This is a genomic window from Methanobrevibacter sp., assembly GCF_017406825.1.
Classification (GTDB): Archaea; Methanobacteriota; Methanobacteria; order Methanobacteriales; family Methanobacteriaceae; genus Methanocatella.
Window position 1 is genome coordinate 1 of sequence record NZ_JAFQXT010000035.1, and the last position, 11,646, is coordinate 11,646.

Below are 11,646 nucleotides of genomic sequence, written 5' to 3' on the forward strand. Positions count from 1 at the left end.
CGAAAACGGCAACTACAACAAGTCAACAGCAACCGCAAAAGTCACAGTCAAAAAGGCAACACCTAAACTCACTGCAAAAGCGAAAGCATTCAAAAAAGCACTCAAAACCAAAAAGTACACTGTTGTCTTGAAAGACAATCTCGCAAAAGCAATCAAGAAAGCAAAATTGACCCTGAAAATCAAGGGGAAAACCTATACTGCAAGAACTAACAGCAAAGGAAAGGCCACTTTCAAGATTACCAAGCTTAACAAGAAAGGAACCTTCAAGGCGGTCATCAAATACAATGGAAACAGGTACTTCAACAAAGTATCCAAAAAAGCAAAAATAATTATCAAGTAGATGAATTCTTTCATCTACCCTTGTTCTATTTTTTAATGCAATCCCATACAAATCACATTCAGCTGTCAAGATTTGGAATTACAGCCACATGTTTTTTATTATTTTATAGTTGGTGTCTGTAGATGGGTGAATCTCTAAAAATTCGCCGTAGTCATCCAAATCATAGTCCATTCTCATGAGGTAGGACAGGTATGCTACATCGCTTACGGAGGATGGTGAGACATGATTGATCCTGTTTATCCTGTTTTTATTTTTGTCGAATTCGATTTCACAGTATCCTGTATCTCCTGTCAGTATGTTCCAGAATGCGCCGGGACCTCCAATTCCCGGAAATGCAATGGTGGTCTTGTCGTCTTCTGGACATTGGGGTTTTTCATTCCTGACGAAACTGACTTCCATGTTCAGACTCAAGGTTTGAGGAATGCAATCGTAGCTTACTTTATTCGGGTAGTTTGCCATATTCCTTGCAGCTGTAATGCCCTCCATTCTAGCTACTGGAGTCAACTGATATCCTCCGGTCACATCACCTGCGGCATATATATTCTCAACATTAGTTTTCATCATTTCGTCAACTTTGATGCTTTTGTCGGGATTCAGTTCCACAAGTCCCTGTGCAATTTCACTGTTGGGTGTCCTTCCGGTTGCAAAAAACGGAACCCCTTCCAGTTCGCCATCATCTGTGACGACCCTGTTTTTGAAGACTTCATTGACGTCTGTATCCTCAAAGATGTTGATGTCATTCATGATATGTTTAAGGACGTATCTTCTGGTGCTTTCGCTGATTTCCTTCAGTATTTTGCTTCTTGCAATGATGTTGACTTCGCTGCCGAGCGTGGAGTAGATGTTTGCTATCTCACAGGCAATAACTCCTCCTCCGATGATATTCAACTTTTCAGGGACATCATCCAGCTTTAAAATGTCCCTGTTAGTCAGTCCGTATTCGCTGCCGGGAATGTCGGGGATGAAGGGCCGTGCGCCTGTTGCAATCAGAAGATTGTCGTATTCAAGACTTTCATTATTTACTTTCACGGCATCGCCTTCAATGCTGGCTTCGCCGTAGATGATGTTGTTTCCGACACTCTCGTTTTCCATCTGGTTAAGTTCCCTGAGTTTCACCTGCGTTTCGCCGATCTTTTCAACGATCTTTTCATATGAAATTTCAATCTGGCTTTTGATGAATCCATGTTCGCTAAATCTGTTATTGGAATCAATGAATTTGGTGATGTCTGTAAGTGCACAGATAACCATACATCCTTCATTCAGACAGGTTCCTGCAATATGATTTTTTTCAATTAAAGTAACGTCTTCACCCAATTTTCCAAGCTCAAGTGAGCCTAATCTTCCCGCAGGACCTGATCCGATAACAATATTCTTCATTTTTACACCCTTTTAGATAGTTTTATATAATACTAACTTTTAATATTATTAATATAAAATTATTTTGGAGAGAGAATTTATGTGTATTGCGGCACCCGCTCAAGTTGTTGAAATTAACAGAGAAGACAATTGGTTATACGCTGACTTTGGTGGAGCAAGACAACAAGCAAAATTAGACCTCCTGCCTGATGTAGAGGTTGGAGATTATGTTTTAATCCATGCAGGTTATGCGATTGAAAAATTAACTGAAGAAGCTGCTAAAGAATCTTTAGAAGCTTGGGAAGAACTTTTGGATATTCTTGAAGAAGAAGACAGGGAAATGGAAAAAGCAAGAATGGAAAATCTTAATCAGTAGATTGACACTCTTGTAACTCCTTTTATTTTTAAAAATTCTTTTATCAAATCGCCGCTGACAGGTTTTTCGGTGATTATTGTAAGCAGAGGGTTTTGTTGAAGTTCCGTATCTTCGGCATATGCCTGTCTGATGCTTATCTTATTTTTTGAAATTAGATTGCTTGTACTGGCGAGGATTCCTTCGCTTTCAGGCCCTACTTCGATTTCTATTACTCCCAAATCAAGGTTTTTCGCTATGTTTTTAAGAAGGGTTCCTGCAGGTATGATGTTGCTGAACAGATTGTATAATTCCTCATCCTCCTGTATTACGCTGATTGTAGATTTGATCGCACGCCTGTCGACATCCGCCGCGCTTGCCAGTGCTTTGTCGCTTATTTTCAGGTTTCCGCAGTAGATTTTGCCGTCTTCGTTCAGTGATAAGCCAAGTTCAATCATTTTTTCTGCAACTCTAAGTCTTGCAGGGTATTTGTCGAATTTCTCGTTTACTTTTTCCCACATTTTTGTCTACACTCCTACTTTTTGTACATTGATGTATATTTTGTGAGATGTATTATATATCTATTTCTAAAAAAAGACGATAATATTGTCATGCAAGTGTGAAAATTCCAAAAAAAATAGTGATAGTAGGCTAGATGGGATTCGAACCCATGACCTCCCGGTTATCAGCCGAGCGCGCTAACCAAGCTGTGCCACTAGCCTATAAAATTTGTGTGACAGTTAACTGTCAACACTAATACATATATTAATTACTATATATAATCCTTTCGGTTATTTCAGTAATTTATCAAAATTTTAAAGATTTATCTATTAATCATTTCGTTAATGGACTCTGCCATGGCATGCCCTTCAACGGTAATAATGGCCTTTTCGATTCCTTCAACTTTTTCAGCCCTGATTTTAGCATCAGCCGCAATACGGGTAATACTCATACAACCAGGATTGGTAGGTTTAAGGGTAATTTCAGCTTGATCACCATCGACAGTGATATTTTGAACAATGCCCATATCCACAATACTTATTCCCATGTGAGGGTCATTGATTGGAGTAATTGCATCTTTAATATCGTTTACTAAATCTTCTGACATATCTAATCTCCTATAATTTATGTAGTATTAATTATTACTGATGATGTTTATATATGTTGTTATTTTTTTAAACGGTGTTTCAACTTCACGCCGATTCCATTACCACATTCTTCCATTTCACGACCGGTCATGACAGCTTTTCCAACTCCGACAACTTCATCGTCATGAACAACCACCACCTCGTCATTCGGAATGATGCTGTGGTCCGCCTTTTCGATTCCCGGTGCAAAAACGGTATTTGTCTGCAGTTCAAAATCAATATTGACAATATGGATGCCCAAATCCTTCAATATTTCCCCGCCGGGCAAATTCAATCTGTACAGTCCGTAATCCATATTGAGCAACGCCAGTTGCACTCCATCAGACAAAATTCTTTTGTGGTACATTCCCTTTGTCTTGACGTTGTCCGGTATGAACCTGTCAGCATTTTCACCGAACTGATACATGGCAATTGACCTGAGTCCGTGCAATGTTTTTTCATGCCTGTTTACTCTCTGATGATTCTTGAGTTCCATCCTTAAGTTATAAAGTGATTCTGGGGATGTCGGACGTTCATCAACACAGACATTGGTGAAATCATCAACATAAGCTTCAAGGGATTCCAGATAACCCCCTGCAAGGTTGGCTACAATATTCTTGCCTTCACAGTATTTTGCTATAAGCCTTCCGGACTCCTCGATTTCATCGCCAGACCAGGAGCCGGTAGTGCTGACATCGTATGACTGGATGGGGAATGTGTTTTCAAGCTCCCTCGGGCAGATTCCAAAAGGCGATGTCACAATAAGTTCCTGAAATGACCTTGTAAGTTTTCTGAACTTCTGATGGGATTTTGAATTTGAATACGGCTTCTTCATACTGCAAGGCAGGAGAACAACAGTATCTCCCAGGGGTTTCATCATTTCCATTCGCTGTCTCCATCTCACCGCTTCGGGACGGTATAGGGATTCTTCGCTTGAACAAATCACTTTCATATTCATTCCTCAAAAGTTTTTATAAGTTCATAATCAAGTTTAATCAATCTTTCGATGTTGTCGTCGCTGTCTTCAATGCTTCTTTTCCATTTATTGATGACAAAATCAATATCCACTTCCCGTGTTCCGCTTATCAGATTATCCGCATGCGCAACGATTTTCTCTTCAATGGTTTGGGGAACATAGGATTTTTTGGGAAGTCCGAGCTTTTGCGCCTCTTCAGGAGTTATGCCCGCACCGATATGCCTTTCAATAATGTTCAGGACTTCCACGGGATAGCCGTATTTCTGTGCGATTTCAACCCCTTCAAGGGCATGGGTGATGCCGTGAGTCCTTGACCTGCCAATGTCGTGCAGCAGTGCGCCCTGGCGAATAAGGTCTCTATCTGCATCGTTAAAATTAGCGGCTATCTTCATAGCCTTTCTGCACACGGCCTTGCAATGTTCGATTACATTTTCAGGTGTGTTTTCCTTTTCAAGCAATTCAATTTCCATTTTCATCTATTTTTTTATGCTCTTATTAAATGAATTCAAATCGCTTTTTGTTAATTTGATGCTTTTCTTGATTTCCTTGATTATGTCCGCATTGTCCTGAAAGACAAGCTCTTCACCACATACGCAGAGGAACTCCTCATCTGATGCGGTGTCAAAGTTGTATCTCACATGTCCCTGCGGGCATACGAAAAACATGTTGTTTTCCTCGTTTTCCAGGGTTGCATTGAGTTCGGCCAGCTCCACTTCGCATTCCTCATTGATCTGTCTGACCAATTCCTCTTCATCAAATTTCCAGGAATAAGTGTACCATTGTGTTTCAGGGTCTTTGCTTCTTTTGTAATTGGCAATTTTTAAATCGTAAAGTTTGTATAATATTTTCCTGACGATATTCAATTTGATTTCAGTCTTTGCGGCTATTTCCTCATCGGTGTCAATGCCTTCAATCAATGCGTTTATGATGGGAATGATGGTGTTTTCAACTGTTTCTTGAATATTGGTGGCAATATATTGTATGTCTTCTGGCGGCAGGTTTAATGCTCTTATAAGGTTGTCGATTCCTTCAGGGGTTTCTTCATCCGGAAAATATTCCTTGAATCTTTTTTTGAGGTTTTCTTCATGTTCCTTTTCAACGATTTTTGATAATGATTTTTTTACTAATGGATTATTTATCATTTGATTTCCCCTAACACTTTATATTAATCTTATAATTATGTTTTTTTTCTTATAAAAAATTTTCTAATGTGTACTTGCAGCCCTCAAAACAACATTTAATGATGAAAAATTTCAGGGGGATTGATTGGAATTTTCCTGGTTCTAATTGGGCGGCGAAGGCACATGGGCATATTTTGACGAATCAGGTTTCACTTCCATTGGGGGAATGAATGGTATGCTTTGGTTCATCATCACAGAGTCATGCTGTCTTTCTAATAATCACTGCAGGGGTGTGTGTTATTGAATCAAGGTCTTCAATGGTCACCTCATCGATTTCGGAACCCAATACCTCTTTGACGCTGTGTATTGTTTTCATCTCGGTTGAAAGGGATTTCTGATAGTCCTCGGCAATGTTTGCAATTTCAAGTGCGGTTTCAACGTCAATCTTTTCGCTGCATCCCAACGGTGTGGATCCCATGTTTTCACACAGCTGCCCCTTCACGTATCCGAAAAATCCCCTGTCGGCTTCGATGCCTTCGATGGCTATCGGAAGGCCGGTGAAGTATTTTCCGTTTTTCATGTAGGTTGCGTCGGTGTCTATGATCATGACGCAGACGTCCTTTGCGATTTGCGCTTTTATTTCCTTTGCAACCTTCTCCGGATTTTCGGGAAGAAGAGACACGAACGTTCCCGGAGCATTGCTCAGGTCAATTCCCGCTTCGGAAGCCGGTTTTAAGGCATGTTTCAAACCGTACAACTGAAGGACAACCTCTTTATGCGCTTCAGTTTCCTTTGGAAGCTTTCTCAGGTTCATGATGGTCCTTTTCTTAATCTTAAGCAACGGGCCCAAAATGTATCCCCAGAGGTACTTGCTCCACACAACCGTCAGGAACTTTGCGGTAAGTGATGGCTTGTATTTGGCCTCGTCGACCAGGCGGTTTTGTGAAACTGATATTGGAGTTTCTGCAATCACCAGATAATCTCCATTCTTCATCAGTCTTTTCGCCGGTTCTATTATGGAGTCCAGACTGTCGTTCGGCTTGATGTAGCCGGTTTCAATCGGAATTACTATGTATTCTCCATTCATCACATGCTTTACGTTTTCAAGTTCAGGGTCCATCATAAAAATCTTTATTAGATATATTATATTATAATATAAACTGATAGACTTTTAATAATTACTATTGGGATGGTAAGTATGGAAAGGAAATTCATTACATATTTCGAAGAGCAAGGAAATGACTACACTGATGATTTGATCAAGGCTGTGCATGACAAGCTGGAGGCTTCTGATGGAATAAAAAGAGTGCTGATTGCCTCTGCAACAGGCGAGTCCGCGCTGAAACTGCAAGGCGCTCTTGATTCATTCGACGTTGAGATAATCAATGTCACCCACCACATGGGATTCAGCGGCCCTAACGAACCGGACATCTCTCAGGAAATGGTTGAAAAATTGGAAAGTCATGGAATAAAGACTTATTTCGGAAGCCATGCGTTCAGTGGCGCTGCAAGAGGAGTGACCAACAAATACGGAGGCTATTCCCCATTGGATGTTGTGGCCGATACATTGAGAATGTTTTCACACGGTATCAAAGTGTCTGCTGAGATATCCATAATGGCTGCCGATGCCGGTCTGATTCCTGTAGGCGAAAAGATAATCGCAATTGGAGGAAGAGGTCATGGCGTTGACAGTGCGGTCATATTGACTCCAGTAAACGCAAAAGACCTGTTTAAGTTGAAGTTCCATGAAATAATTGCGATGCCTAAGGAATAATTTTTCCCATTTATATATTGATTAGTTGCATTTAAATATTAGGAACAATAGAAATATTTAACAAATATATTAAATAAGCAGATAGTGGGGTTAAGTTGTGAAATTTATAGATGATGCAATCAAAGAATCCGAACAAAGAATGGAAGAGAAAACACCAGAAAACATCTCTTCAGACATTGATGATGATCTTATAGAGTTAATTAAAGAAGCCAAAACTAATATATTTGTTGTTGGTGCTGGTGGAGCTGGAAATAATACCATTACAAGATTGAATGAAATGGGTATTGAAGGCGCAACAACAATAGCAGTAAATACTGATGCTCAAGATTTATTTTACAGTCAATCAGGCAAGAAAATTCTTCTTGGAAGACAAACTTCAAAAGGTTTAGGCGCAGGAGGAAACCCATCTGTCGGTGAGGAATGCGCTGAAGAAAGTGAAGATGAAATCAGGGAAGAATTGGAAGGCGCAGACATGGTGTTCGTAACCTGCGGTCTTGGTGGAGGAACCGGTACCGGTTCAGCACCGATCATCGCTAAACTATCCAAAAAGTTAGGTGCGCTAACCGTTGCTGTCGCCACAATGCCATTCTCTGCTGAAGGTATTAAAAGAAGAGAAAATGCAGACCAAGGTCTGGAAAAACTCCAGGAAGCTGCAGACACTGTTATCATTATACCTAACGACAAGTTGCTGGAAGTGGCACCAAACCTGCCGCTGAATAAGGCATTTATGGTGTCTGATGAAATATTGGGCAGGGCAGTTAAAGGAATCACTGAACTCATTACCAAGAAAGGTCTTGTAAGCCTCGACTTCGCCGACATTAAAAGCATAATGGGCGGTTCAGGCATGGCAATGATTGGTATGGGAGAATCCGAATCCGGAGACAGAGCTCTTGAATCAGTACATGAAGCATTAAGCAGCCCATTATTGGACATCGACATTTCAAACGCTACCGGAGCATTGGTCAACATTACCGGAAGTTCCGATTTGACATTGCATGAAGCTGAAAAAATCGTCCAGGTTGTTGCTGACAAGTTAGACCCTGAAGCAAACATCATCTGGGGTACTCAAATTGATGAAAGCCTTCAGAATGTTGTCAGAACCACTGTGGTTGTTTCAGGCATCAAGGCCAACTACACATCAGACAGCTCATCAGACAACGACTACACTGATGACCTCTCACAGGCCACTGCGGCCAGCGACCAGCTAGATGATTTTATTGATGGAATTTTCTAAATTCTATCCTTATCATTTTTTGCAGCGTGCAAAGGATTTATCGATGGTCCGCACTATTTAGATTTATTACAGTTTTAAGGTTATTTACATGGATTTAAAGGAAAGTTTCGACAAGTTTATTAAAGATGCAAAAAGAGTATTGAAGGTATCAAGAAAACCTGACGGAAAGGAATATCTTGATTTGGCCAAGGTTTCAGCCCTGGGGGTTGTTGTAGTTGGCGGTATAGGATATATTATCGTCTGTTTAGGTTATTTGATTGGTTTATAAAAACCAATTCTCTTTTTTTGATCCATTAATTTTTTTCATTTGCAGAATTTATCTCAAAAATATTGATTTTTTTGAAAAGTTTTAAATACTATGATTTCTCATATATATTACTATTATAGAAATCTTATTTTTCAGATTTTTTTTGAAAAATATTGGCTTTTATAATATTTTTTAACTTAATGTATGATTTTATTAACAGAAAAAATTTAAAAATATAGGTGAATTTTTCATGGAAGATACTAACAGTTCCATATATGCTCTTAAGACCTCTGCGGGTCAGGAAAGAAATGTCGCAAGGCTTCTAGCACGTAAGGCCAAAACAATAGATGGCATAGGCATTTCATCAATTCTTGTCCCTGAATCTTTAAAAGGATATATTCTAGTTGAATCCTCAACAAAAATAGATCTCAGAAATCCTGATTTAAAAGTACAACATTTAAGAGGGGTTGTAGAAGGTAGTGTTGGTATTACCTTTGAAGAAGTGAAAAGATTCTTGAAGCCAGAACCTATCATCTCCTCCATCCAAAAAGGAAGTATTGTGGAGCTTATTTCTGGTCCATTTAAAGGTGAAAGAGCAAAAGTGGTTCGTATCGACGAATCACGTGAAGAAGTCGTTCTTGAGTTAATAGAAGCTGCAGTGCCGATTCCGGTCACTGTCAAAGCTGATCAAATTAGAATAATTCAAAAGGAGGCTGACTGATGGCTAAAGATACAGTCGAAGTTCTTATCGAAGGTGGAACCGCTACTCCTGGACCACCATTAGGACCTGCTTTAGGACCTCTCGGTATTAACATGATGCAAGTAGTAGAAGAAATCAACAAGAAAAGTGCTGACTTTGCAGGAATGAAAGTGCCTGTAATCATCAGTGTTGATAGAGATACTAAAGAATTCGAAATCGAAATTGGTACTCCGCCAACTACTGCGCTGATCATGGAAGAATTAGGCATCGACAAGGCTTCTCACGAGCCAGGTTTAGACATCATTAATGATGTTCCTATCGAAACCGCTTTGAAAATCGCCAGAATGAAATTCGATTCATTGCTTTCAAACGATTACAAAGCGGCCGTAAAAGAAGTTATGGGAACCTGTGTAAGTATGGGATTATCTGTTGACGGTAAAGACCCAAGAGAAGCACAAAAAGATGTTGATGCTGGAGTATACGACGATATCCTAAACGAATAGATATTGTCCAGTTTAAAATTTAAATTAAGTTAATAAATGCAGTGTATATGACGTTATGACTAAGGTCATAATCGATATACTGTTTTTAATTCATGCAATCGTTTAAGAATTTTTTTCTTGTAATGATACTCATGAAACCAAAAAAATCCAATGAACGAATGTTCATGGGGGTTAAATATGACACAAGATGTAGTGAACGCGGTGAAGGAGGCAAAAGAACAGTCAAAGCCGAGAAACTTCACTGAGTCCGTAGATGTTATCATTAACATCCGCGACTTAGATGTCAAAAAACCAGAAAACAGGTTTAGTGAGGAAGTTGCTCTTCCTAATGGCCGTGGCAAAGACGTAAAAATCGGAGTCATAGCTGATGGGGAACTCATTGTTCAAGCTAAAGATGCTGGTCTTGACGTCGTAATCAACAAAGTAGATCTTGAAGAGTTCGGAAAAGACAGAAAAGCCGCCAAGAAAATGGCAAACTCTGTTGATTTCCTTATAGCTCAGGCTGATATGATGCCGCTCGTAGGTAGATTCCTGGGTCCAGTGCTTGGTCCTCGTGGAAAAATGCCTAAACCTGTACCGGCAAGTATCAAATTGGATCCTCTTTTAGAAAGATTACGAGACACTGTAAAAGTTGGCGTAAAACAGCAAGCTAGTATTCAGGTTGTTGTCGGAAGCCAAGACATGTCAGACGAGGATATAGCTGAAAATGTGGAAACTGTTCTAACAGTCTTAGACCGCAATTTAGAAAAAGGAAGAAGTCAAATAAAGTCCATGTTTATTAAAACAACTATGGGACCAGTAGTGAGGGTGATCTAATGGCTCATGTTGCTGAATGGAAAAAGGAAGAAGTTAACGAGCTAAAAGGTATCATCGGCGGTCACGAAGTGATCGGTATCGTCGACTTGATGAACATTCCTGCAAAACAGCTCCAGGAAATGAGAAAATCTCTCAAAGACAAGGCTGTTATCAGAATGTCCAAGAAAAACCTTATAGATTTAGCTTTAGAAGATTGTAATGCTGATAAAACCAACATTGTTGATTTGTCTGAACATATGGATGGTCAAGTTGCAATCATTGCAACCGAAATGAATCCTTTCAAGCTATACAAAATATTGGAAGACAGCAAAACCCAGGCTCCTGCAAAACCGGGCGCCATTGCTCCTGAAGATATTGTCGTGCCTGAAGGGGACACAGGATTTGAACCGGGTCCATTTTTAGGTGAATTGCAACAAGTGGGAATTCCTGCAAAAATCGACAAGGGAAAAATCTGCGTTCAGAAGGATACTGTTGTAGTAGCCGCCGGTGAAGAAGTGTCCAGACAGGTCGCAGCAACATTGTCCAGATTGGACATCAATCCGATGGAAGTAGGAATTGATTTAAAAGCAGTATATGAAGAAGGATCCGTTTACACTTCTGATTTACTCGCAATCGATGAAGAACAAACATTAGCTGACATACAGAATGCATTCAGAAATGCATTTAACTTATCTGTAAATGCAGCAATACCTACTGACGAAACTATTTCCACTATCATTACTCTTGCTTACACCAGAGCAATCAATCTCGGTGTACAGGCAGCTATCATGACCTCAGAAACTTCAGAACCTATAATCGGTTTAGCACAAGCTAAGATGTTGGCTTTAGCATCCGAAGTTGCAGACGCACCAGGTGCTATCGATGACGAATTGGCTGAAAAACTTTCCAATGTCGCTGTAGCAGCAGCTCCAGTCGAAGAGGAAGTTGTCGAATAAGAAGAGGAAGAAGAGGAAGAAGCATCTGAAGAAGACGCAGCAGCTGGATTAGGTGCTCTCTTTGGTTAAAATTTAATTTAAAATTTTTTAATATAAATAAAGATTATATTTAAACAAACTAATGGTGATAACATGGAATATATATATGCGGCAATGATTTTGCAC

General features: G+C 39.8%; 15 protein-coding genes, 1 tRNA gene and 1 pseudogene. 9 read left to right on the forward strand and 8 right to left on the reverse strand.

Annotated features, from left to right (window positions below; all coding sequences use genetic code 11):
• Positions 1–340, forward strand: a 340-nt coding sequence (locus tag IJF99_RS05825; RefSeq protein WP_292793019.1) for a hypothetical protein, incomplete at its 5' end; no start/stop codon positions are given.
• 78 nt (positions 341–418) lie between these two features.
• On the opposite strand, the gene IJF99_RS05830 is transcribed toward IJF99_RS05825, so the two are convergent.
• Entirely contained in the window at positions 419–1,717 is a 1,299-nt protein-coding gene (locus tag IJF99_RS05830) for an NAD(P)/FAD-dependent oxidoreductase (protein ID WP_292793021.1), read from the reverse strand.
• Between the two features lie 79 nt (positions 1,718–1,796).
• Between IJF99_RS05830 and IJF99_RS05835 the strand changes: the two genes are divergently transcribed.
• Positions 1,797–2,072 (forward strand): HypC/HybG/HupF family hydrogenase formation chaperone, encoded by a 276-nt coding sequence (locus tag IJF99_RS05835; protein ID WP_292793023.1) that lies wholly within the window; start codon positions 1,797–1,799, stop codon positions 2,070–2,072.
• Here the strand turns inward: IJF99_RS05835 and IJF99_RS05840 are convergent.
• The 7 genes from IJF99_RS05840 to IJF99_RS05870 all read right to left on the reverse strand — a co-directional run bounded on the left by IJF99_RS05840 (position 2,066) and on the right by IJF99_RS05870 (position 6,392).
• Entirely contained in the window at positions 2,066–2,569 is a 504-nt protein-coding gene (locus tag IJF99_RS05840; RefSeq protein ID WP_292793025.1) for an amino acid-binding protein, read from the reverse strand. The genes IJF99_RS05835 and IJF99_RS05840 overlap by 7 nt on opposite strands.
• 126 nt (positions 2,570–2,695) lie before the next feature.
• Positions 2,696–2,770: transfer RNA gene (locus IJF99_RS05845), tRNA-Ile, on the reverse strand.
• 101 nt (positions 2,771–2,871) lie between these two features.
• Positions 2,872–3,156 carry an iron-sulfur cluster assembly protein gene (locus IJF99_RS05850; RefSeq protein ID WP_292793027.1) on the reverse strand — a complete coding sequence of 95 codons (285 nt, stop codon included), beginning with the start codon at positions 3,154–3,156 and terminating at the stop codon, positions 2,872–2,874.
• 59 nt (positions 3,157–3,215) lie between these two features.
• Positions 3,216–4,127 carry a DUF5591 domain-containing protein gene (locus IJF99_RS05855; RefSeq protein ID WP_292793029.1) on the reverse strand — a complete coding sequence of 304 codons (912 nt, stop codon included), beginning with the start codon at positions 4,125–4,127 and terminating at the stop codon, positions 3,216–3,218.
• 2 nt (positions 4,128–4,129) lie between these two features.
• A complete protein-coding gene (locus tag IJF99_RS05860; protein WP_292793045.1) occupies positions 4,130–4,621 on the reverse strand; it encodes a TIGR00295 family protein in 492 nt (163 codons plus the stop codon).
• A 6-nt stretch (positions 4,622–4,627) separates the two neighbouring features.
• Positions 4,628–5,149 carry a transcription factor E gene (gene tfe / locus IJF99_RS05865; protein WP_366931254.1) on the reverse strand — a complete coding sequence of 174 codons (522 nt, stop codon included), beginning with the start codon at positions 5,147–5,149 and terminating at the stop codon, positions 4,628–4,630.
• 382 nt (positions 5,150–5,531) lie between these two features.
• Complete coding sequence (locus IJF99_RS05870; RefSeq protein ID WP_292793047.1) at positions 5,532–6,392, reverse strand: coenzyme F420-0:L-glutamate ligase; 861 nt, start codon at positions 6,390–6,392, stop codon at positions 5,532–5,534.
• 78 nt (positions 6,393–6,470) lie between these two features.
• Between IJF99_RS05870 and IJF99_RS05875 the strand changes: the two genes are divergently transcribed.
• The 7 genes and pseudogenes from IJF99_RS05875 (at position 6,471) to IJF99_RS05905 (ending at position 11,550) form a co-directional block, all read left to right on the forward strand.
• The gene (locus tag IJF99_RS05875) at positions 6,471–7,046 is read left to right on the forward strand and encodes a pyruvate kinase alpha/beta domain-containing protein (RefSeq protein WP_292793033.1); all 576 of its coding nucleotides are present in this window, start codon (positions 6,471–6,473) and stop codon (positions 7,044–7,046) included.
• 97 nt (positions 7,047–7,143) lie between these two features.
• Positions 7,144–8,280, forward strand: a complete 1,137-nt coding sequence (gene ftsZ / locus IJF99_RS05880) for a cell division protein FtsZ (RefSeq protein ID WP_292793035.1) — start codon at positions 7,144–7,146, stop codon at positions 8,278–8,280.
• A gap of 88 nt (positions 8,281–8,368) precedes the next feature.
• Positions 8,369–8,548, forward strand: a complete 180-nt coding sequence (locus IJF99_RS05885) for a protein translocase SEC61 complex subunit gamma (protein ID WP_292793037.1) — start codon at positions 8,369–8,371, stop codon at positions 8,546–8,548.
• Positions 8,549–8,777: 229 nt separating this feature from the next.
• The gene (locus IJF99_RS05890; RefSeq protein ID WP_292793039.1) at positions 8,778–9,248 is read left to right on the forward strand and encodes a transcription elongation factor Spt5; all 471 of its coding nucleotides are present in this window, start codon (positions 8,778–8,780) and stop codon (positions 9,246–9,248) included.
• Positions 9,248–9,730 carry a 50S ribosomal protein L11 gene (locus tag IJF99_RS05895; RefSeq protein WP_292793041.1) on the forward strand — a complete coding sequence of 161 codons (483 nt, stop codon included), beginning with the start codon at positions 9,248–9,250 and terminating at the stop codon, positions 9,728–9,730. Before IJF99_RS05890 ends, IJF99_RS05895 begins: the two co-directional genes overlap by 1 nt.
• 177 nt (positions 9,731–9,907) lie before the next feature.
• Positions 9,908–10,546 (forward strand): 50S ribosomal protein L1, encoded by a 639-nt coding sequence (locus IJF99_RS05900; protein WP_292793043.1) that lies wholly within the window; start codon positions 9,908–9,910, stop codon positions 10,544–10,546.
• Positions 10,546–11,550 (forward strand): annotated as a pseudogene (locus tag IJF99_RS05905) (50S ribosomal protein L10). The gene IJF99_RS05900 and the pseudogene IJF99_RS05905 overlap by 1 nt, the downstream one beginning before the upstream one ends.
• Positions 11,551–11,646: the final 96 nt, after the last annotated feature.